Annotated in this window: 19 protein-coding genes; 9 read left to right on the top strand and 10 right to left on the bottom strand. The window is 59.9% G+C overall.

Annotation, left to right across the window (positions count from 1 at the left end; translation table 11 throughout):
* Window positions 1-93: 93 nt before the first annotated feature.
* Window positions 94-2,319, bottom strand: a complete 2,226-nt coding sequence (locus tag ACP7C6_RS01530) for an NADP-dependent isocitrate dehydrogenase (RefSeq protein ID WP_426108174.1) — start codon at window positions 2,317-2,319, stop codon at window positions 94-96.
* Between the two features lie 493 nt (window positions 2,320-2,812).
* Between ACP7C6_RS01530 and icd the strand changes: the two genes are divergently transcribed.
* Window positions 2,813-4,069: an NADP-dependent isocitrate dehydrogenase gene (gene icd, locus ACP7C6_RS01525; RefSeq protein WP_028616796.1), complete on the top strand. Its 1,257-nt coding sequence runs from the start codon at window positions 2,813-2,815 to the stop codon at window positions 4,067-4,069.
* A 77-nt stretch (window positions 4,070-4,146) separates the two neighbouring features.
* Here the strand turns inward: icd and cspD are convergent, their stop codons facing one another.
* Window positions 4,147-4,413 (bottom strand): cold shock domain-containing protein CspD, encoded by a 267-nt coding sequence (cspD, locus tag ACP7C6_RS01520; protein ID WP_122683844.1) that lies wholly within the window; start codon window positions 4,411-4,413, stop codon window positions 4,147-4,149.
* Between the two features lie 219 nt (window positions 4,414-4,632).
* Here cspD and clpS point away from each other — a divergent pair, with 219 nt between their 5' ends.
* The gene (gene clpS / locus ACP7C6_RS01515) at window positions 4,633-5,001 is read left to right on the top strand and encodes an ATP-dependent Clp protease adapter ClpS (protein WP_005789091.1); all 369 of its coding nucleotides are present in this window, start codon (window positions 4,633-4,635) and stop codon (window positions 4,999-5,001) included.
* Between the two features lie 29 nt (window positions 5,002-5,030).
* The gene (clpA, locus tag ACP7C6_RS01510; RefSeq protein WP_028616794.1) at window positions 5,031-7,301 is read left to right on the top strand and encodes an ATP-dependent Clp protease ATP-binding subunit ClpA; all 2,271 of its coding nucleotides are present in this window, start codon (window positions 5,031-5,033) and stop codon (window positions 7,299-7,301) included.
* A 225-nt stretch (window positions 7,302-7,526) separates the two neighbouring features.
* On the opposite strand, the gene infA is transcribed toward clpA, so the two are convergent.
* From infA to aat, 3 genes are all read right to left on the bottom strand, one after another.
* Complete coding sequence (gene infA / locus ACP7C6_RS01505; RefSeq protein ID WP_002553999.1) at window positions 7,527-7,745, bottom strand: translation initiation factor IF-1; 219 nt, start codon at window positions 7,743-7,745, stop codon at window positions 7,527-7,529.
* Between the two features lie 100 nt (window positions 7,746-7,845).
* Complete coding sequence (locus ACP7C6_RS01500) at window positions 7,846-8,553, bottom strand: arginyltransferase (protein WP_028616793.1); 708 nt, start codon at window positions 8,551-8,553, stop codon at window positions 7,846-7,848.
* A gap of 55 nt (window positions 8,554-8,608) precedes the next feature.
* A complete protein-coding gene (gene aat / locus ACP7C6_RS01495) occupies window positions 8,609-9,289 on the bottom strand; it encodes a leucyl/phenylalanyl-tRNA--protein transferase (protein WP_426108173.1) in 681 nt (226 codons plus the stop codon).
* A gap of 495 nt (window positions 9,290-9,784) precedes the next feature.
* Here aat and ACP7C6_RS01490 point away from each other — a divergent pair, with 495 nt between their 5' ends.
* From ACP7C6_RS01490 to cysG, 6 genes are read left to right on the top strand one after another with little or no spacing between them, the layout of a single operon-like run.
* Window positions 9,785-12,193 carry a DNA translocase FtsK gene (locus ACP7C6_RS01490; protein WP_028616791.1) on the top strand — a complete coding sequence of 803 codons (2,409 nt, stop codon included), beginning with the start codon at window positions 9,785-9,787 and terminating at the stop codon, window positions 12,191-12,193.
* Between the two features lie 54 nt (window positions 12,194-12,247).
* Window positions 12,248-12,871, top strand: a complete 624-nt coding sequence (gene lolA, locus ACP7C6_RS01485; RefSeq protein WP_016975527.1) for an outer membrane lipoprotein chaperone LolA — start codon at window positions 12,248-12,250, stop codon at window positions 12,869-12,871.
* A gap of 10 nt (window positions 12,872-12,881) precedes the next feature.
* Window positions 12,882-14,204: a replication-associated recombination protein A gene (locus ACP7C6_RS01480; protein WP_308907662.1), complete on the top strand. Its 1,323-nt coding sequence runs from the start codon at window positions 12,882-12,884 to the stop codon at window positions 14,202-14,204.
* The gene (gene crcB / locus ACP7C6_RS01475; RefSeq protein WP_028616789.1) at window positions 14,204-14,578 is read left to right on the top strand and encodes a fluoride efflux transporter CrcB; all 375 of its coding nucleotides are present in this window, start codon (window positions 14,204-14,206) and stop codon (window positions 14,576-14,578) included. Before ACP7C6_RS01480 ends, crcB begins: the two co-directional genes overlap by 1 nt.
* A gap of 16 nt (window positions 14,579-14,594) precedes the next feature.
* Entirely contained in the window at window positions 14,595-15,875 is a 1,281-nt protein-coding gene (gene serS / locus ACP7C6_RS01470; RefSeq protein ID WP_028616788.1) for a serine--tRNA ligase, read from the top strand.
* A complete protein-coding gene (cysG, locus tag ACP7C6_RS01465) occupies window positions 15,876-17,270 on the top strand; it encodes a siroheme synthase CysG (RefSeq protein WP_338567359.1) in 1,395 nt (464 codons plus the stop codon).
* A 189-nt stretch (window positions 17,271-17,459) separates the two neighbouring features.
* Here the strand turns inward: cysG and ACP7C6_RS01460 are convergent, their stop codons facing one another.
* The 5 genes from ACP7C6_RS01460 to tusC form a co-directional block, all read right to left on the bottom strand.
* A complete protein-coding gene (locus ACP7C6_RS01460) occupies window positions 17,460-18,455 on the bottom strand; it encodes a glutathione S-transferase family protein (RefSeq protein WP_426108172.1) in 996 nt (331 codons plus the stop codon).
* Between the two features lie 88 nt (window positions 18,456-18,543).
* Window positions 18,544-19,545, bottom strand: coding sequence for a glycosyl transferase family protein (locus ACP7C6_RS01455; protein ID WP_122729003.1), 1,002 nt, complete (start codon window positions 19,543-19,545; stop codon window positions 18,544-18,546).
* Complete coding sequence (locus tag ACP7C6_RS01450) at window positions 19,542-19,877, bottom strand: TusE/DsrC/DsvC family sulfur relay protein (RefSeq protein ID WP_028616784.1); 336 nt, start codon at window positions 19,875-19,877, stop codon at window positions 19,542-19,544. Before ACP7C6_RS01450 ends, ACP7C6_RS01455 begins: the two co-directional genes overlap by 4 nt.
* A complete protein-coding gene (gene tusB, locus ACP7C6_RS01445; RefSeq protein WP_426108171.1) occupies window positions 19,874-20,152 on the bottom strand; it encodes a sulfurtransferase complex subunit TusB in 279 nt (92 codons plus the stop codon). Before tusB ends, ACP7C6_RS01450 begins: the two co-directional genes overlap by 4 nt.
* Complete coding sequence (tusC, locus tag ACP7C6_RS01440; protein WP_028616782.1) at window positions 20,152-20,502, bottom strand: sulfurtransferase complex subunit TusC; 351 nt, start codon at window positions 20,500-20,502, stop codon at window positions 20,152-20,154. Before tusC ends, tusB begins: the two co-directional genes overlap by 1 nt.

Genomic DNA, 20,502 nt, shown 5'->3' with positions numbered 1-20,502 from the left:
GCCCGCTCCCACATTTTGATTCAGTTTTTTCAGTTAAAGAGTAAAAACAGAAACCCCGGCACAGGGCCGGGGCTTTTTTGCAGCCTTACAACCTTACTTCAACTTGGCAATTGCCGCATTGAGGGTGTTGCTTGGGCGCATGGCTTTGCTGGTCAGCTCCGGGTTCGGCGCGTAGTAGCCGCCGATGTCGACTGGCTTGCCCTGCACGGCGTTGAGCTCGGCAACGATGGTTGCCTCGTTCGCGGTCAGGGTCTTGGCCAGTTCGCCAAACTGCGCTTGCAGTGCAGTGTCTTCGGTCTGGGCAGCCAGGGCTTGAGCCCAGTACAGCGCCAGGTAGAAGTGGCTGCCGCGGTTGTCGATGTTGCCGACTTTGCGCGATGGCGACTTGTTGTTGTCGAGGAACTGGCCGGTGGCCTGGTCCAGGGTCTTGGACAGTACCAGGGCTTTCGGGTTGTTGTACGTCACACCCAAATGCTCAAGGGATGCGGCCAGGGCCAGGAACTCGCCCAGGGAATCCCAGCGCAGGAAGTTCTCTTCCACCAGTTGCTGCACGTGCTTCGGTGCCGAACCGCCGGCGCCGGTTTCGAACAGGCCACCGCCGTTCATCAGCGGCACGATCGACAGCATCTTGGCGCTGGTGCCCAGTTCCATGATCGGGAACAGGTCGGTCAGGTAGTCGCGCAGTACGTTGCCGGTCACCGAGATGGTGTCCAGGCCCTTGCGGGTGCGCTCCAGGGTGAACTTCATCGCGTCGACCGGCGACATGATGCGGATGTCCAGGCCTTCGGTGTTGTGGTCTTTCAGGTAAGCCTGAACTTTCTCGACCACGACGCCGTCGTGTGCACGCTTAGGGTCCAGCCAGAAAATGGCCGGGGTGTTGCTGGCGCGGGCGCGGTTGACGGCCAGTTTGACCCAGTCCTGGATAGGCGCGTCTTTGGTCTGGCACATACGGAAGATGTCGCCGGCTTCGACTTTCTGTTCCATCAGCAGGCTGCCCTTGCTGTCGGTGACGCGGACTACGCCGTCAGCCTTGATCTGGAAGGTCTTGTCGTGGGAGCCGTACTCTTCGGCTTTCTTCGCCATCAGGCCAACGTTTGGCACGCTGCCCATGGTGGTTGGGTCGAAGGCGCCATTGGCCTTGCAGTCTTCGATGACCGCTTGGTAGATGGTGGCGTAGCAGCGATCCGGGATCACAGCCTTGGTGTCGTGCAGTTGACCGTCGGTGCCCCACATCTTGCCGGAGTCACGGATCATGGCCGGCATCGAGGCGTCGACGATCACGTCGCTTGGCACGTGCAGGTTGGTAATGCCTTTGTCGGAGTTGACCATCGCCAGGGACGGGCGAGCCGCGTATACGGCCTGGATGTCAGCTTCGATCTGCGCTTGCTGCTCGGCCGGCAGGGCCTTGATGCGAGCGTACAGGTCGCCGATGCCGTTGTTCAGGTTGAAGCCGATCTGCTCCAGCGCGGTGGCGTGCTTGGTCAGGGCGTCTTTGTAGAACTCGGCAACGATCTGGCCGAACATGATCGGGTCGGAGACCTTCATCATGGTGGCTTTCAGGTGAACCGACAGCAGCACGCCTTGCTTCTTGGCGTCTTCGATTTCAGCGGCGATGAATGCGCGCAGGGCTTTCTTGCTCAGTACGGCGGTGTCGATGATTTCGCCGGCCTGTACCGAAGTCTTTTCCTTCAGGACAGTGGCGGTGCCGTCTTGGGCGATCAGCTCGATTTTGACAGCGTCAGCGGTTTCGATCTGCACGGCTTTTTCGCTGCCGTAGAAATCGCCACTGTTCATGTGGGCAATGTGCGACTTGGAGTCGGCAGCCCAGGCGCCCATCTTGTGCGGGTGCTTGCGTGCGTAGTTCTTGACCGACAGCGGCGCGCGGCGGTCGGAGTTGCCTTCGCGCAGTACCGGGTTCACGGCGCTGCCCTTGACCTTGTCGTAACGTGCACGGGTTTCTTTTTCCGCGTCGGTGGTTACGGTTTCCGGGTAGTCCGGCAGGGCGTAGCCCTGGGCCTGCAGTTCCTTGATCGCGGCTTGCAGCTGCGGGGTCGAGGCGCTGATGTTAGGCAGCTTGATGATGTTGGCTTCAGGCGTAACGGCCAGGTCGCCCAGTTCGGCGAGGTGGTCCGGGATAGCCTTGGCGCCCAGTTGCTCGGGGAAGCTTGCGAGGATGCGCGCGGCGAGGGAGATGTCGCGGGTTTCCACGGCAATATCAGCGGAAGCGGTGAAGGCCTCTACGATAGGCAGCAGTGAATAGGTGGCGAGGGCCGGGGCTTCGTCGGTGAAGGTGTAGATGATCTTCGAGCGGGTGGGCATATTCGGATTAACTCTCTTCTTTGCTGAAAGCGTGCGCAGAAACTCGAGATGCGCCGGGTGGAGCGCGTTCGTTCAAAGTCATCCATGAGCGAAATGTCGAGGTTTCTTCGCGGTGATGTTGGGTTGCATCAGTCGAGCGTCAAGCGGGTGGACTATTGTTTAGTCCGGCTTTTCTGGCGGAGGGCACTGTTATAGAGCGGTCGGCCGTCGTGACTCTTTGGTCAGCGGCGGCATTATACATAGGTCGCTATGCTTACGCCGAGCCTTCATACAAAAGGTGTGTCGTCCATTGGTCTAAAGGTCGCAGGGCCCAGGTTGCGACCAAAGTCGCACGATGTGCTCGAGATTGGCGATTTTGCCTTTGCTTTCAGGCTTGTAGGCGACAAATTATGCTGTTTTCGATGCAAATGAGCATGGCGTGAGGTTTCAGTCGCCATTTATCTGGAGTAGGCTCGAACGCAGCCAGATGTTCAATCCATAGATGGAGTTCAGCATGGGATACAAGAAGATTCAGGTTCCGGCAGTCGGCGACAAAATCACCGTCAATGCAGACCATTCTCTCAATGTTCCTGACCAACCGATCATCCCTTACATCGAAGGTGACGGTATCGGCGTCGACATCAGCCCGGTGATGATCAAGGTAGTCGATGCAGCTGTTGAAAAGGCCTACGGCGGCAAGCGCAAGATCTCCTGGATGGAGGTATATGCCGGCGAGAAAGCGACTCAAGTCTACGACCAGGACACCTGGCTGCCCCAGGAAACCCTGGATGCGGTCAAGGATTACGTGGTTTCCATCAAGGGGCCGCTGACCACCCCCGTCGGCGGCGGCATCCGTTCGTTGAACGTGGCCCTGCGTCAGCAACTCGACCTTTATGTATGCCTGCGCCCGGTGCGCTGGTTTGAAGGCGTGCCCAGTCCGGTCAAGAAGCCTGGCGACGTGGACATGACTATTTTCCGTGAAAACTCAGAAGACATTTATGCTGGGATCGAATGGAAGGCCGGTTCGCCCGAAGCGATCAAGGTAATCAAGTTCCTTAAAGAGGAAATGGGCGTCACCAAGATTCGTTTCGACCAGGATTGCGGGATTGGCGTGAAGCCGGTCTCCAAGGAGGGGACCAAGCGCCTGGCGCGTAAAGCCCTGCAATATGTAGTGGATAACGACCGCGACTCACTGACCATCGTGCACAAAGGCAACATCATGAAGTTCACCGAAGGTGCCTTCAAGGAATGGGCCTACGAAGTGGCGGCCGAAGAATTTGGTGCCACACTGCTCGACGGCGGCCCGTGGATGCAGTTCAAGAACCCGAAGACCGGCAAGAATGTGGTGGTCAAGGACGCCATTGCCGACGCCATGCTCCAGCAGATCCTGCTGCGTCCGGCTGAGTATGATGTGATCGCGACGCTTAACCTCAATGGTGATTACCTGTCTGACGCCTTGGCGGCGGAGGTGGGCGGTATCGGTATTGCGCCGGGCGCGAACCTGTCGGACACCGTGGCGATGTTCGAAGCGACCCACGGTACTGCGCCTAAATATGCGGGCAAGGATCAGGTGAATCCGGGGTCGTTGATTCTGTCAGCCGAGATGATGCTGCGGCACATGGGCTGGACCGAGGCGGCGGATTTGATCATCAAGGGCACCAATGGCGCGATTTCTGCCAAGACTGTGACTTATGACTTCGAGCGTCTGATGGACGGTGCCACCCTGGTGTCTTCGTCTGGCTTCGGTGATGCGCTGATCTCGCACATGTAAGCGAAGGGGGTAAAAAAAACCGGCCATACCGTAAACGGAATGGCCGGTTTTTTATTGGGCGCCTGCTCGGTGGTCGATTAGGCTAATTGCTCTTTTGATTTTTGAGCGACGCCCTCTTTGGCTGTGCCGATGGTGACTGGCGCACTGATTTCGACTGCGTGCTTGCCTTTGGGCCCCTGAATAATGTCAAAGGAGACCGGCTGCCCCGCCTTCAGCGTTTTATAACCTTCCATTTTGATCGCTGAGTAATGCGCAAAAAGGTCTTCATCCTTGCCGTCTTCAATAATGAAGCCGTACCCTTTGGCATTGTTGAACCACTTGACCTTACCGCTTGCCATGCCCATATCCCTCTGCACCAGACTCCATCACTGGAGTATCATCCAGTTTATCCGTCCTAACCCGAATAAATAAGGTTGACTGCGCGGACCTTTTTTACCCACTGTGGGTTCTATTGGTTGTAACACCGTTTCGCCGATAGTCAAGGCGACCGATCGGTCAGTAGTTGAAATTCTGACAGGTCGCCCCCACCACTGTATTTGAACCACTGACGAACCTTTCTTTCCATGCATGCAAACAGCCAGATTCGACTAACATTCAATCAGGATCGACCGGATCAGGAACATGATGACGACGGTTCTGCAGGCATTGCTGTTCAGGAGGCCAAGCCTGCCTTACAGGCGCCGCCGATGTACAAGGTGGTTTTGTTCAATGATGACTACACACCGATGGATTTCGTGGTCGAAGTGCTCGAGGTGTTTTTTAACCTGAACCGCGAGTTGGCGACCAAGGTAATGCTGGCCGTTCACACAGAAGGACGGGCAGTATGTGGAGTGTTTACCCGCGACATCGCCGAGACAAAGGCCATGCAGGTCAACCAGTACGCCAGGGAAAGCCAGCATCCGCTACTCTGTGAAATCGAGAAGGACGGTTAACGCCGACCACTTGGGTATGAGGTGAAGCTATGTTAAACCGCGAGCTCGAAGTCACCCTCAATCTTGCCTTCAAGGAGGCTCGTTCGAAGCGTCATGAATTCATGACCGTCGAACACCTGCTGCTGGCACTTTTGGACAATGAAGCTGCCGCCACCGTTTTGCGTGCGTGCGGCGCCAACCTCGACAAACTCAAGCATGACCTGCAGGAGTTTATCGACTCCACGACGCCACTTATTCCAGTCCACGATGAAGACCGTGAAACCCAGCCAACCCTGGGCTTCCAGCGGGTGCTTCAGCGTGCCGTGTTCCATGTTCAGAGCTCCGGTAAGCGTGAGGTCACAGGCGCCAATGTGCTTGTGGCGATTTTCAGCGAACAGGAAAGCCAGGCAGTGTTCCTGCTGAAACAGCAGAGCGTTGCGCGTATCGATGTCGTCAACTACATCGCCCACGGTATCTCCAAGGTGCCTGGGCACGGCGATCATTCCGAGGGTGAGCAGGATATGCAGGACGACGAGGGCGGTGAGTCTTCTTCTTCGGGCAATCCACTGGATGCCTATGCCAGCAACCTCAACGAACTGGCGCGCCAGGGGCGGATCGATCCGCTAGTGGGGCGTGAGCTTGAAGTTGAGCGCGTAGCGCAGATCCTTGCACGTCGTCGCAAGAACAACCCGTTGCTGGTGGGTGAGGCGGGCGTGGGCAAGACCGCAATTGCCGAAGGCTTGGCCAAGCGCATCGTGGATAACCAGGTGCCTGACCTGCTGGCCAATAGCGTCGTCTACTCCTTGGACCTGGGTGCGTTGCTCGCCGGGACCAAGTACCGTGGCGATTTCGAGAAGCGCTTCAAGGCGCTCCTCGGCGAGCTGAAAAAACGCCCGCAGGCGATCCTGTTCATCGATGAAATCCACACCATCATTGGCGCCGGTGCGGCTTCCGGTGGGGTGATGGACGCCTCCAACCTGCTCAAGCCGCTGCTGTCGTCGGGGGATATCCGTTGCATCGGCTCGACCACGTTCCAGGAATTTCGCGGCATCTTCGAAAAAGACCGTGCCCTGGCGCGTCGCTTCCAGAAAGTCGACGTGTCCGAGCCTTCGGTTGAAGACACCATCGGCATCCTGCGTGGCCTCAAGGGGCGTTTCGAGGCGCACCATGGCATCGAGTACACCGATGAAGCCCTGCGTTCAGCGGCTGAGCTGGCGTCGCGCTACATCAATGACCGGCACATGCCGGACAAGGCCATCGACGTGATCGACGAGGCGGGTGCCTACCAGCGCCTGCAGCCGGTTGAGAAGCGTGTGAAGCGCATTGATGTGGCTCAGGTCGAGGACATCGTGGCGAAGATCGCGCGGATTCCGCCTAAACACGTCAACAGTTCCGATAAGGAGCTGCTGCGTAACCTGGAGCGCGACCTCAAGCTCACCGTGTTCGGCCAGGATGCGGCCATCGATGCGCTGTCCACCGCGATCAAGTTGTCGCGTGCGGGCCTCAAGTCGCCGGACAAGCCCGTTGGTTCGTTCCTGTTCGCTGGCCCGACCGGCGTCGGCAAGACCGAAGCGGCGCGGCAGTTGGCCAAGGCCATGGGCATTGAGCTGGTCCGTTTCGACATGTCCGAATACATGGAGCGTCACACCGTGTCGCGCCTGATCGGTGCGCCTCCGGGCTATGTCGGTTTCGACCAGGGCGGTCTGTTGACCGAGGCGATTACCAAGCAACCGCATTGCGTGCTGCTGCTCGATGAAATCGAGAAGGCCCACCCGGAAGTCTTTAACCTGCTGCTGCAGGTGATGGACCACGGCACCCTGACCGACAACAACGGGCGCAAGGCGGACTTCCGCAACGTGATCGTGATCATGACCACCAACGCCGGTGCCGAAACGGCCGCGCGGGCTTCGATCGGCTTCAGCCATCAGGATCACTCTTCTGATGCAATGGAAGTGATCAAGAAGAGCTTCACGCCGGAATTTCGCAACCGTCTGGACACCATTATCCAGTTTGGTCGCCTCAGCCATGAGGTCATCAAAAGCGTGGTGGACAAGTTCCTCACCGAGCTTCAGGCGCAGCTGGAAGACAAGCGCGTGCAGCTGGATGTCACGGAAGCGGCGCGCAGTTGGATCGCCGAGGGCGGCTACGATGCGGCAATGGGCGCTCGCCCAATGGCGCGTCTGATCCAGGACAAGATCAAGCGGCCATTGGCCGAAGAGATCCTGTTCGGCGAACTTTCCGACCATGGCGGCGTGGTGCACATCGACCTGAAGGATGGCGAGCTGACCTTCGAGTTCGAAACCACGGCTGAAATGGCCTGATAGCTGACCGCAACAATGCAAAAGGCGCCGAAAGGCGCCTTTTTGCTATCCCGCGAACGCCGCGCCACCTGTAGGAGTCCGGCTTGCCGGCGATGAGGCCCGCAAGATCGGCGCTTGCCTCACGGTCGCCATCGCCGGCAAGCCGGGCTCCTACAAGAGCGCGCGCATGAAAATGGCGCGCACACAAAAACGCCCGGCATAACCGGGCGTTTTGTATTGACTTGCTTAGCGAGCGCGGTAAGTGATGCGCCCTTTGCTCAAGTCATAGGGCGTCAGCTCGACGCGCACTTTGTCACCGGTAAGAATACGAATGTAGTTCTTGCGCATCTTGCCGGAGATATGCGCGGTTACGACGTGCCCATTTTCCAACTCCACACGAAACATGGTGTTGGGCAGGGTGTCGACGACAGTGCCTTCCATTTCGAAGCTGTCTTCTTTCGACATGCAGTAAAGCCCTCGGTATCCAGTGAATGGCCCGGTGCAACTGCGCCAGGCAAAAGCGGCGTGCATTGTGCCCGAAAAAGGGTGTTTAAGCCAAGGGGTTCTAGTTAAGCACGACCCATCTTTGATTAATCAGCAGTTCTATGGGCCGATATTGGGTCTTGTAGTTCATCTTTTTGCAGTTCTTGATCCAGTAGCCGAGGTACACCGCCTCCAGTTCCAGGCGCAGTGCTTCGCCGATTTGCCACAGGATTGCAAAGCGTCCCAGGCTGCGGCGCTCTTCGGCAGGCTCGTAGAAGGTGTAGACCGCCGACAGGCCGTTAGGCAGCAAATCGGTCACGGCCACTGCCACCAACCGGCCGTCGGCGCGAAACTCATAGAAGCGCGAGAAGGGCAGGTCACGTACCAGGAACGTGGAAAACTGGTCGCGACTGGGCGGGAACATATCGCCGTCGGCGTGGCGTTCCTCGATATAGCGCTGGTAAAGGTCGAAATATTCTTCGGTGAAGCGTGGCTTGGTTGGCATCACCGTCAGGTCGGCGTTGCGCTTAAGGATGCGTTTCTGGTTGCGGTCCGGCAGAAACTGCGCCACGGGAATGCGTGCCGGGACGCAGGCATTGCAGTTCTGGCAATGAGGCCGGTACAGATGATCGCCACTGCGCCGAAAGCCCATCTCCGACAGGTCGGCATACACATGCACGTCCATAGGCTGGCTGGGGTCGAGGAACAGTGTGGTGGCCTGCTCGTCGGGCAGATAGCTGCAAGAGTGGGGTTGAGTGGCATAAAACTTCAAACGCGCCAACTCGGTCATGATCAACCCTCGGATAAGCTTTGAAATAAGTGTAAGCCAGGAGCGCGGAAGTCGCCTAGGAAACCCACGGTCCAGCGCTGCGCTGATCCAGATGGTCGCGCAGGAAACATGCGAAGTCGCTGCGGGATATGGCGCGGGCACCCAGGCTGTGCAGGTGATCGTTGGGCATCTGGCAGTCGATCAATACAAAGCCCCATTCCTGTAGTTGGCGGGTCAGCGTGGCAAAGCCGAATTTCGAGGCGTTATCGGCACGGCTGAACATGGACTCGCCGAAAAACAGCTGGCCCATCGCCAGGCCATACAAACCACCCACCAGTTTGCCGTCGTCCCAGACCTCCACCGAATGGGCGTAGCCGTGCTGGTGCAGTTCCAGGTAAGCGCTCTGGATGCTCTCGGTGATCCAAGTGCCATCGGCATACGCGCGCGGTGCGGCGCAGGCTTGGATGACGGCGGCGAAATCCTGGTCGAAGGTCACGCTGTAGCGCTGCTGGCGCAACAATTTGCCTAGGCTGCGGGACACATGCAGCTCGTCGGGGAATATCACCGTGCGCGGGTCGGGTGACCACCAGAGGATCGGCTGGCCGTCCGAAAACCACGGAAAGCAGCCGTGGCGATAGGCTTGTACCAGGCGTTCGGCCGAAAGATCGCCACCGGCAGCCAGCAGGCCATTGGGTTCGCGCATGGCCTTGGCCAGTGGAGGGAATGTCAGTGAATCGCGTTGTAACCAGGTCAGCATGGCATCCAGGCTTACGGAAGGGGAGGGGATGGCAGGTATGACACCTGCTTGCGCAGTGCTGATTATTGTCGACATGGCGCCATCGGGCCAGCCCGAATCGGCTATTGAGGTGGATTAGCGTGAGCAGGTGTTTCTGCAACTCTGCCTCGGCGGCGTGGTCGTAATCGGGTCTGTGCCATGCAGGCCATTTGCCAAGCTTGCCTGGATTGATAAAAACAGCGCATAAGCCTTTGTCAGCAAAGACAATGCATGCTCAAATTGAACATGTTGTGACACTAAATTGGCTATGCTGCCGAGTGAAAGGCAGGGGCGTGGCATCGCCGGCACAAACCCGTACAATGCGGGCATTGTGGCGCTTTCGTCATTTCATCCAGCAAGCGCCCAATGTTAAAAGTAGATTCAACGACGCACGTTCATTTTTCAGCTGCTCGGATTGGGCAGTATTTGCAGTCATTCAACAGATGGACGCGCTAAAGGCGCAGGAAAAGACCCGTTTTGAAGAAATCCGCCGCAACACCTAAAGCAGCAGTCGTGCCGGCCTGGCGCCAGCACCTGCATTATCGTCTCAAGGAAGGCGCGCTGATCGCTATCGGCGCGCTGTGCCTGTTCCTGATGATGGCCTTGCTCACGTATGGCAAGGACGATCCGGGCTGGAGCCACAACAGCAAGATCGAAGACGTGCAGAACTTCGGCGGGCCTGCCGGTTCCTACAGCGCCGATATCCTGTTCATGGTGCTGGGTTACTTCGCTTATATCTTCCCGTTGCTGCTGGCGATCAAGACCTGGCAGATCTTCCGCCAGCGTCATGAACCGTGGCAGTGGAGCGGTTGGCTATTCTCCTGGCGCCTGATTGGCCTGGTGTTTCTGGTGCTGTCCGGCGCGGCGCTGGCGCATATCCATTTTCATGCACCGACCGGCTTGCCGGCGGGCGCGGGCGGGGCGTTGGGCGAAAGCCTCGGTGACTTGGCGCGCAGGACCCTGAATATTCAAGGCAGCACGCTGATGTTCATCGCGCTGTTCCTGTTCGGCCTCACCGTGTTCACCGACCTGTCGTGGTTCAAGGTGATGGACGTGACCGGCAAGATCACCCTCGACCTGCTGGAGTTGTTCCAGGGCGCCGCCAACCGCTGGTGGGCGGCACGGGTCGATCGCAAGCGCATGGTCGCCCAATTGCGCGAGGTAGATACCCGCGTCAACGAGGTGGTGGCGCCGAGTACGCCGGATCGGCGCGAGCAGGCCAAGGTCAAGGAACGCCTGATCGAACGCGAACAGGCCCTGAGCAAGCACATGTCGGACCGCGAGAAGCAGGTGCCGCCGGTGATTGCCCCGGCACCGCCCAAGGCCCCAGAGCCGAGCCATCGCGTGCAGAAAGAGAAACAGGCACCGCTGTTCGTCGACAGTGCGGTTGAAGGCACGTTGCCGCCGATCTCGATCCTCGACCCGGCCGAAAAGAAACAACTCAACTATTCCCCGGAATCCCTGGCGGCCGTCGGCCACCTGCTGGAAATCAAGCTCAAGGAATTCGGCGTCGAAGTGTCGGTGGACTCGATCCATCCCGGCCCGGTGATTACTCGTTACGAAATCCAGCCGGCCGCCGGCGTCAAGGTCAGCCGTATTTCCAACCTGGCGAAAGACTTGGCGCGTTCCCTGGCCGTGACCAGCGTACGTGTTGTGGAAGTCATCCCCGGCAAGACCACCGTAGGTATCGAGATTCCCAACGAAGACCGCCAGATCGTGCGCTTCTCCGAGGTGCTGTCGACCCCGGAATACGACAACTTCAAATCGCCGGTCACCCTGGCGCTGGGCCACGACATCGGCGGCAAGCCGGTGATCACCGACCTGGCGAAGATGCCTCACCTGCTGGTGGCCGGTACCACCGGTTCCGGTAAGTCGGTGGGGGTGAACGCGATGATCCTGTCGATCCTGTTCAAGTCGGGCCCGGAAGACGCCAAGCTGATCATGATCGACCCGAAGATGTTGGAGCTGTCGATCTACGAAGGCATTCCGCACCTGCTGTGCCCAGTGGTCACCGACATGAAGGACGCCGCCAACGCCCTGCGCTGGAGCGTCGCCGAGATGGAGCGCCGCTACAAATTGATGGCGAAGATGGGCGTGCGTAACCTGTCGGGCTTCAACGCCAAGATCAAGGAAGCCCAAGAGCGCGGCGAGACTATCGATGACCCGCTGTACAAGCGCGAAAGCATCCATGACGAAGCGCCGAAACTGACCAAGCTGCCGACCATCGTGGTGGTGGTCGACGAATTCGCCGACATGATGATGATCGTCGGCAAGAAGGTCGAAGAACTGATCGCACGTATCGCCCAGAAGGCCCGTGCCGCCGGTATCCACTTGATCCTCGCCACCCAGCGTCCTTCGGTGGACGTGATCACGGGCTTGATCAAGGCCAACATTCCTACGCGAATGGCGTTCCAGGTATCGAGCAAGATCGACTCGCGGACCATCATCGACCAGGGTGGCGCCGAACAACTGCTCGGCCACGGTGACATGCTCTACATGCCGCCGGGCACCAGCCTGCCGATCCGGGTCCACGGTGCCTTCGTTTCCGACGATGAAGTACACCGCGTGGTGGAAGCCTGGAAACTGCGCGGCGCACCGGAATACAACGACGACATCCTCAACGGCGTCGAAGAAGCCGGCAGCGGCTTTGAAAATGGCGGCGGCGGTGGTGACGATGATGCTGAAACCGACGCGCTGTACGACGAGGCCGTGGCCTTCGTACTGGAAAGCCGTCGCGCTTCGATTTCCGCGGTGCAACGTAAGTTGAAAATCGGCTACAACCGCGCCGCCCGCATGATCGAAGCCATGGAAATGGCCGGTGTCGTCACTGCAATGAACACCAACGGCTCGCGCGAAGTGATTGCCCCCGGGCAGATGCGCGACTGATCCCGTGCCGCGTGGCAGCACGCGGCACGCCCTGAACACTCAATGAGGACTCCCATGCGCCTTATCCGCATGCTGTTGTTGCCGGCACTGGCCCTGACTGCTGTTTCGGCCCACGCTGACCCGGCTTCCGTGGCCAGCCTGAAGAACCTGTTGGACAAATCCCAGACCCTGACTGCGCGCTTCTCCCAACTGACCCTGGATGCCGGCGGCACCCAGTTGCAGGAAACCGCAGGCGAAATGGCCGTGCAGCGTCCTGGCCTGTTCTACTGGCACACCGAAGGCAAGGCTGAGCAGACCATCGTGTCTGATGGCCAGAAGGTCACCCTGTGGGACCCGGACCTGGAACAAGCCACCATCAAGAAGCTTGACCCGCGCCTGAACCAGACTCCGGCGCTGCTGCTGTCGGGTGATGTGTCGAAGATCAATGACAGCTTCGACATCACCTCCAAGCAAACCAGCAACGTGATCGAGTTCACCCTCAAGCCGAAATCCAAGGACACGCTGTTTGACACATTGTCCCTGTCGTTCGGCAATGGCGTGATCAACAACATGCGCCTGGTCGACAGTGTTGGCCAACGCACCGATATCCTGTTCTCCGGGGTCAAGGCCAACCAGCCGGTGCCTGCGTCCAAGTTCAAGTTCGACATCCCCAAGGGTGCCGATGTGATCCAGGAATAACACGCTGCCCATGGACCTGTTTCGAAGTGACCCGATTGCCCAGCCCCTGGCCGCGCGCTTGCGTTCGACCAACCTGGATGAGTACGTCGGTCAGGAACACCTGCTCGCTCGCGGTAAGCCTTTGCGCGAAGCGCTGGAGCAGGGTGCGCTGCACTCGATGATTTTCTGGGGGCCGCCGGGGGTGGGCAAGACTACCTTGGCGCGGCTGCTGGCGAAGGTCTCGGATGCGCACTTCGAAACGGTCTCGGCGGTATTGGCGGGGGTCAAGGAGATCCGCCAGGCGGTGGAAGTCGCCAAGCAGCAGGCCGGGCAGTACGGTAAGCGCACCATCCTGTTTGTCGACGAAGTGCATCGTTTCAACAAGTCACAACAGGATGCGTTTCTACCCTATGTGGAAGATGGAACGCTGATTTTTATCGGTGCCACCACGGAAAACCCTTCGTTTGAATTGAACAACGCCTTGCTGTCGCGTGCGCGGGTCTATGTGCTGAAAAGCCTGGACGAAGCGGCGATGCAGAAGTTGCTGCACCGTGCCCTGAATGAAGACAAAGGGCTGGGCAAGCGGCAACTGAGTGTGAGCGAAGAGGGCTTCAAGATTCTGCTTACCGCCGCCGATGGCGATGGGCGCCGCTTTCTCAACTTAGTAGAGAACGCCTCCGACCTGGCCGAAGACGGCAGCGAGATTGGCGTCGACCTCCTGCAAAGCCTGCTTGGCGACACGCGTCGGCGCTTCGACAAGGGCGGCGAAGCCTTCTACGACCAGATATCGGCGCTGCACAAATCCGTGCGCGGCTCCAACCCGGACGGCGCGCTGTACTGGTTCGCGCGCATGATCGACGGCGGCTGCGATCCGCTTTACCTCGCACGCCGCGTCGTGCGTATGGCCAGCGAAGACATCGGCAACGCCGACCCGCGTGCATTGAGCCTGTGCCTCGCCGCCTGGGACGTGCAGGAGCGCCTCGGCAGCCCGGAAGGCGAGTTGGCGGTGGCCCAGGCCATCACCTACCTGGCCTGCGCGCCGAAGAGCAACGCGGTGTACATGGGCTTCAAGTCCGCCCTGCGCGCCGCCGCCGAATACGGCTCCCTCGAAGTGCCGATGCACCTGCGCAACGCGCCGACCAAGCTGATGAAACAGTTGGGCTACGGTGATGAATACCGCTACGCCCACGATGAACCGGATGCCTATGCGGCCGGTGAAGACTACTTTCCCGATGACCTTGAGCCACTCCCGCTCTATCAGCCGGTGCCCCGTGGCCTGGAGCTGAAGATCGGCGAAAAGCTCAATCACCTCGCCCAACTCGATCGACTCAGCCCCAGACAGCGGAGAAAGTAGTGCTCAAGACGATTCTTGCCGTGTCCGCAGCCGGCATCGCTGGTACATTATTGCGTTTCGCCGCTGGCACATGGGTCAGCGCCAATTGGCCGAAGCATTTTTATGCGGCGACCCTGGCGGTCAACCTGGTCGGCTGCCTGATCATCGGGCTGTTGTACGGCTGGTTCCTGTTGCGCCCGGAAGTACCGATTGAAATTCGCGCTGGCTTGATTGTCGGCTTTGTAGGCGGTCTGACGACCTTTTCATCCTTTTCACTGGATACGCTGCGCCTGCTGGAAAGCGGGCAGGCCCTGATAGCCTTCGGGTACTTGGGCATCAGCGTGTTCGGCGGGCTGCTCGCCACCTGGGCTGGCCTGTCCTTGACCAAACTTTGATAAACGAGAGACCGACATGCTCGATTCCAAACTGTTACGTAGCAACCTTCAGGACGTAGCGGACCGCCTGGCATCCCGTGGCTTTGCCTTGGATGTTGCGCGCATCGAAGCGCTGGAAGAACAGCGCAAGACCGTCCAGACCCGCACCGAAGCACTGCAGGCTGAGCGTAATGCGCGTTCCAAATCCATCGGTCAGGCCAAGCAGCGCGGCGAAGACATCGCCCCGCTGATGGCGGATGTCGAGCGCATGGGCACCGAGCTGTCCGACGGCAAGGTCGAGCTGGACAAGATCCAGACCGAGCTGGATTCGATCCTGCTGGGCATCCCCAACATCCCGCACGAATCCGTGCCGATTGGCGCAGACGAAGACGGCAACGTTGAAGTGCGCCGTTGGGGTACGCCAACCGCCTTTGATTTCGAGATCAAGGACCACGTTGCCCTGGGCGAATTGACCGGCGGCCTGGATTTCGAAACTGCCGCCAAGATGTCCGGCGCGCGCTTTGCGTTGCTGCGCGGTCCGATCGCGCGCATGCACCGTGCCCTGGCGCAGTTCATGATCAACCTGCACACCGGCGAACACGGTTACGAGGAAGCCTACACCCCGTACCTGGTGCAGGCGCCGGCGCTGATGGGCACCAGCCAGTTGCCGAAGTTCGAAGAAGACCTGTTCAAGATCAGCCGGGACGGCGAAGCCGACCTGTACCTGATCCCGACCGCCGAAGTGTCGTTGACCAACATCGTCGCCGGCGAAATTCTTGATGCCAAGCAACTGCCGATCAAGTTCGTGGCCCACAGCCCATGCTTCCGCAGCGAAGCCGGTGCGTCGGGCCGCGACACCCGCGGCATGATCCGCCAACACCAGTTCGACAAAGTCGAGATGGTGCAGGTGGTCGAGCCGTCGACTTCCATGGAGGCCCTGGAAGGCCTGACCGCCAACGCCGAGCGCGTCCTGCAACTGCTGGAGCTGCCGTACCGTGTGCTGGCACTGTGCACCGGCGACATGGGTTTCAGCGCCGTGAAGACCTACGACCTCGAAGTGTGGGTGCCGAGCCAGGACAAGTACCGCGAGATTTCGTCGTGCTCCAACTGCGGTGATTTCCAGGCCCGTCGCATGCAAGCGCGCTTCCGTAACCCGGAAACCGGCAAGCCGGAGCTGGTCCACACCCTCAACGGTTCCGGTTTGGCCGTAGGCCGTACTCTGGTGGCGGTGCTGGAAAACTACCAGCAGGCTGACGGCTCGATCCGTGTACCGGAAGTGCTCAAGCCTTACATGGCGGGCGTTGAGGTCATCCGCTAAATGGAATTTCTGCCGCTGTTTCATAACCTGCGCGGCAGTCGTGTGTTGGTCGTCGGTGGCGGGGAGATTGCCTTGCGCAAATCCCGGCTGCTGGCCGATGCCGGTGCGTTGCTGCGGGTGGTTGCTCCCCAGATCGAAGACCAGCTCAAAGAGCTGGTACTGGGCAGTGGCGGGGAACTGATTTTGCGCGGTTATCAGGAGGCGGACCTCGACGGTTGCACCTTGATCATCGCGGCCACAGACGACGAGCCGTTGAACGCGCAAGTGTCCAGCGATGCCAAGCGCCGTTGCGTGCCGGTCAATGTGGTGGATGCGCCGGCCTTGTGCAGCGTGATCTTCCCGGCGATTGTCGACCGTTCACCCTTGGTGATCGCGGTGTCCAGCGGCGGCGATGCGCCGGTGCTGGCGCGCCTGATCCGGGCCAAGCTGGAAACCTGGATTCCGTCCACTTACGGCCAGTTGGCCGGGTTGGCGGCGCGGTTTCGTGCTCAGGTCAAAGGTTTGTACCCGGATGTGCAGCAGCGCCGCGCATTCTGGGAAGAGGTCTTCCAAGGCCCGATTGCCGACCGCCAATTGGCTGGACAGGGCGATGAAGCTGAGCGCCTGTTGATCGAAAAGGTCAACGGCGCACCGCCGAATGCACCGGGCGAAGTCTACTTGGTGGGTGCAGGCCCGGGTGATCCCGACCTGCTGACCTTTCGCGCCCTGCGCCTGATGCAGCAAGCCGATGTGGTGCTGTATGACCGGCTCGTAGCGCCCGCAATTCTCGAGCTGTGCCGCCGTGACGCCGAGCGTGTCTACGTCGGCAAACGCCGCGCCGATCACGCCGTGCCGCAAGACCAGATCAACCAGCAATTGGTGGACCTGGCCAAGCAAGGCAAGCGCGTGCTGCGCCTCAAGGGTGGCGATCCGTTCATCTTTGGCCGGGGGGGCGAAGAGATCGAGGAATTGGCGGCCCACGGCATCCCGTTCCAGGTGGTGCCGGGGATCACGGCGGCCAGCGGTTGCGCGGCGTATGCCGGGATTCCGCTGACTCACCGTGACTATGCGCAGTCCGTACGTTTCATTACCGGGCATTTAAAGGACGGGACGTCGGACCTGCCTTGGGATGACCTGGTGGGCCCCTCGCAGACCCTGGTGTTCTACATGGGCTTGATTGGCTTGCCGATCATCTGCGAACAGCTGATCAAGCATGGCCGTGCGTCGGATACCCCTGCAGCGTTGATCCAGCAGGGCACCACGTCCAACCAGCGCGTGTTTACCGGCACGCTGGCGGACCTGCCGCGCATGGTGGCGGAGCATGAAGTGCATGCGCCGACACTGGTGATCGTCGGTGAGGTGGTGGTTTTGCGCGAGAAGCTGAAGTGGTTTGAAGGCGCACAGTCCAAGGTCTGAGAACGCTAGGGTGGCCGGTAAGCCTGCTGTGGAGAGCAGGCTTTCTGTGGTGAGCGGGCTTGCCCCGCGCTGGGCTGCGAAGCAGCCCTACTAAAAAACGCCGAGTTCTTTCAGAAAGAACTCGGCGTCTGGTTTTGGGGGCTGCTGCGCAGCCCAGCGCGGGGCAAGCCCGCTCACCACAGTGACTGATCAGCTCCAGACAGTTTTGCCGTTCAGTTGTGCCCGATCATGCTGTCCATCAAATCGCTGCAGCGGCCCCTTCGGCACAATCCCTGTCGGATTGATCGTACGGTGGCTGGCATAGTAATGCCCTTTGATGTGCGCGAAATCCACCGTCTCGGCCACGCCCGGCCACTGGTACATCTCCCTCAACCAATTCGACAGGTTCGGATAATCCGCAATCCTGCGCAGGTTGCATTTGAAGTGGCTGTAATACACCGCATCAAAGCGAATCAGCGTGGTGAACAGCCGCACATCCGCCTCGGTCAGGTATTCGCCGGCCAGGTAACGGTGGTCGCTTAAGTGCTGCTCCAGATGATCCAGCTCCGCAAACACATCATCGAACGCACGTTCATACGCCTGCTGCGAGGTGGCAAAGCCTGCGCGATACACGCCGTTGTTCACGGCGGGGTAAATGCGCTCGTTCAGCGCGTCGATGGTTGCGCGCAGCGGCTCGGGGTAGAAGTCCAGGGTATTACCGGTCAATTGATTAAACGCGCTGTTGAACATGCGGATGATCTCCGCCGATTCATTGCTGACGATGCGCTTGAGCTTCTTGTCCCACAGTACCGGCACGGTGACGCGCCCGGTGTAGTCGGCCGTGTCAGCCGTGTAGCGCTGGTGCATGAAGTCGAAATCATCCAGCTTGTCGCCGGTGGAGCCGTGAGCCTTGTCGAAGGTCCAGCCGTTTTCCAGCATCAGCCAACTGACCACGGACACGTCGATCAGGCTTTCCAGTCCTTTGAGCTTGCGCAGAATCAGGGTGCGATGGGCCCACGGGCAGGCGAGAGAGACATAGAGGTGGTAGCGACCGGCCTCGGCCTTGAATCCACCTTCGCCACTCGGGCCTGGCGCGCCGTCGGCGGTCACCCAGTTGCGGCGTTGCGCCTGTTCCCGTTGGAATGCGCCGTCTGCGCTACTTTCGTACCACTGGTCTTTCCAGTGTCCTTCGATCAGCAAACCCATGACTGGCTCCTTGGCTAATAAGCGTTGGAGGCCAGTCTAAAGGGCTGAGTTCGATTTAAAAGCGCAAAGACCGGGGGTTAATTATCGATTAAATCGATTTTTCCCGCGCATCCCAGTATTGCTGGGCCAGGACAAACGCCTGTTCCCGTGAATGGCCCAGGCCACGCAAGGCCAGGGCCATGGTCGCGATCAAGGCCAGTTGCGGATAGCTGTCTTCGACGTCGCCGCGCCACACCGCCTTCAGGTGCTCAGGTTCGAGCGTGGCCGGCTTGACGTGACGCTGGGCGGAGAGGGCGGGCCACTCTTCGTCCCAACTTTCGCCGCCCGTGGTGCCGTACAGGTGGCTGGCCGAGTCGGGGTTGATCTCGATCTCGCCGCCGTCGCCCTTCACCACGATCACGTTGTCGCCGAGCAAGCCGCTGGCATCGCGGTGCACGCCCTGGTAACCCGGATGGAAAATACTCTGCAGGCCCAGGCGCGCATTCAAGGGATTGAGCAAACGCGCCAGGGAATGGATTGGCGAGCGCAGACCCAGGGTGTTGCGCAGGTCGATCATGCGCTGCAACTGTGGCGCCCAGTCGCCCAGCGGGATAAACGCCAGGTTGCCTTGCGCATAAGCCGCCTCGACCTGCTGCCAGTTGCGGCACAGTGGGATCTGCAAGCCTTCGAGCAATTGCTCGGTGTACAGCCGTCCGGCCGTATGCGCGCCGCCACCGTGCATAAGGATGCGCACACCGTTCTGCGCCAGGCATTTGGCCGCCAGCAGATACCACGGCAGATGACGCTTCTTACCGGCATAGGTCGGCCAGTCGACATCCACGTTCAGCGCCGGGGCATCCAGGCGTTCGCGCACGGCTTCGGTGAAGCCGGCGAGTTCTTCCGGGCTTTCTTCCTTGTGGCGCAACAGCATCAGGAAAGCGCCGAGCTGGGTGTCTTCGACCTTTTCGTCGAGCAACATGCCCATGGCTTCGCGGGCTTCCTCGCGGGTGAGGTTGCGCGCGCCGCGCTTGCCTTTGCCCAGGATGCGCACGAACTGCGCAAACGGATGTTCGGCAGGGGTTTCAAGGGTCAGTGGGGCAAAATCGGTCATAAGCAATTCGTCGGCCTGGGCAGGCCCGCCAGCTTGGCGGCGAGTTTGGCGGGAGTGCCGTTGAACAGTTTGTTGAGGTGCAGGCTGTTGCCCTTTTCCGGGCCGAGCTTCAAGGCGGTGTACTTGATCAGCGGACGCGTAGCCGGGGACAGCTGGAATTCGGCATAGAACTGGCGCAGCAGTGCGAGGATTTCCCAGTGGGCCGGGGTGAGTTCCAGCGCCTCGGCGGCAGCCAGGGCATGGGCGACTTCTGCGGACCAGTCGTTCAGGTCGGCCAAATAACCGTCCTTGTCCAGTTCCAGGGTACGTGCGCCTACGGTCAGGGTGTTCATAGCCAGGTGTTGACCTTGTCGTAGTCGATCGACAGTTGCACGAAACCTGGGTAGTCCACGCTGTCGGCCCAGTCCGGCAGCGGCAGATTGCGCGCCTGCATGTCTTCGGCCAGCACAAACACCTTCACGCCCTTGGTGTGCAGGGCGGGGGCGTGGAGCCCATAGGCGCCGTCGCCGCACAGCAGGATCGCGTCCTCGACGCCGCAGATACGCAGGCAGCTGTCGAGGCGACTATCGGAAAACGGGGAGTGAGACACCACGTGTAAAGTCGACATCAGAGGGTAATCACCTGGTCGTAACGGTCAATCAATTGGGAAATCGCATCGTTGCTCAACGGATGCGCCTCGGTGGGCGGCGTCAAGCCACGCACGGCCATGCTGTGGCGGCAGACAAATACATCGTCGATGCCGAACAGCCCCAGTGCCTGCAGGTTGGCACTGAGGTCCTTTTGTTGCACGGCCTTGGCGTTCTGGTGCGCAGCGAGCTGGAACACGCCGTCATCCATGAACAGCAAGCCGATGGGCAGATCGAACGCGCCACCGGCCAGCACGATGTCCAGCGCTTCCCGTGCGCTCGGCCCGGACCACGGTGCCTGACGGCTGATCACCAATAAGGATTTAGACAT

Origin of the sequence: Pseudomonas sp. TWR1-1-4, from assembly GCF_049897165.1 — a bacterium.
Taxonomy (GTDB): Bacteria; Pseudomonadota; Gammaproteobacteria; order Pseudomonadales; family Pseudomonadaceae; genus Aquipseudomonas; species Aquipseudomonas canadensis.
This window is presented reverse-complemented; position numbering and strand designations above follow the sequence as displayed.

Bases quoted from the DNA above. Each gene is read 5' to 3' on its own strand.
- clpS (WP_005789091.1), top strand. From the start codon at position 4,633: ATGCATGCAAACAGCCAGATTCGACTAACATTCAATCAGGATCGACCG.
- lolA (WP_016975527.1), top strand. From the start codon at position 12,248: ATGCGCCTTATCCGCATGCTGTTGTTGCCGGCACTGGCCCTGACTGCT.
- ACP7C6_RS01500 (WP_028616793.1), bottom strand. From the start codon at position 8,553: ATGACCGAGTTGGCGCGTTTGAAGTTTTATGCCACTCAACCCCACTCT.
- tusB (WP_426108171.1), bottom strand. From the start codon at position 20,152: ATGTCGACTTTACACGTGGTGTCTCACTCCCCGTTTTCCGATAGTCGC.
- infA (WP_002553999.1), bottom strand. From the start codon at position 7,745: ATGTCGAAAGAAGACAGCTTCGAAATGGAAGGCACTGTCGTCGACACC.
- ACP7C6_RS01530 (WP_426108174.1), bottom strand. From the start codon at position 2,319: ATGCCCACCCGCTCGAAGATCATCTACACCTTCACCGACGAAGCCCCG.
- aat (WP_426108173.1), bottom strand. From the start codon at position 9,289: ATGCTGACCTGGTTACAACGCGATTCACTGACATTCCCTCCACTGGCC.
- ACP7C6_RS01480 (WP_308907662.1), top strand. From the start codon at position 12,882: ATGGACCTGTTTCGAAGTGACCCGATTGCCCAGCCCCTGGCCGCGCGC.
- cspD (WP_122683844.1), bottom strand. From the start codon at position 4,413: ATGGGCATGGCAAGCGGTAAGGTCAAGTGGTTCAACAATGCCAAAGGG.
- serS (WP_028616788.1), top strand. From the start codon at position 14,595: ATGCTCGATTCCAAACTGTTACGTAGCAACCTTCAGGACGTAGCGGAC.
- ACP7C6_RS01450 (WP_028616784.1), bottom strand. From the start codon at position 19,877: ATGAACACCCTGACCGTAGGCGCACGTACCCTGGAACTGGACAAGGAC.
- clpA (WP_028616794.1), top strand. From the start codon at position 5,031: ATGTTAAACCGCGAGCTCGAAGTCACCCTCAATCTTGCCTTCAAGGAG.
- tusC (WP_028616782.1), bottom strand. From the start codon at position 20,502: ATGTCTAAATCCTTATTGGTGATCAGCCGTCAGGCACCGTGGTCCGGG.
- cysG (WP_338567359.1), top strand. From the start codon at position 15,876: ATGGAATTTCTGCCGCTGTTTCATAACCTGCGCGGCAGTCGTGTGTTG.
- ACP7C6_RS01455 (WP_122729003.1), bottom strand. From the start codon at position 19,545: ATGACCGATTTTGCCCCACTGACCCTTGAAACCCCTGCCGAACATCCG.
- ACP7C6_RS01460 (WP_426108172.1), bottom strand. From the start codon at position 18,455: ATGGGTTTGCTGATCGAAGGACACTGGAAAGACCAGTGGTACGAAAGT.
- icd (WP_028616796.1), top strand. From the start codon at position 2,813: ATGGGATACAAGAAGATTCAGGTTCCGGCAGTCGGCGACAAAATCACC.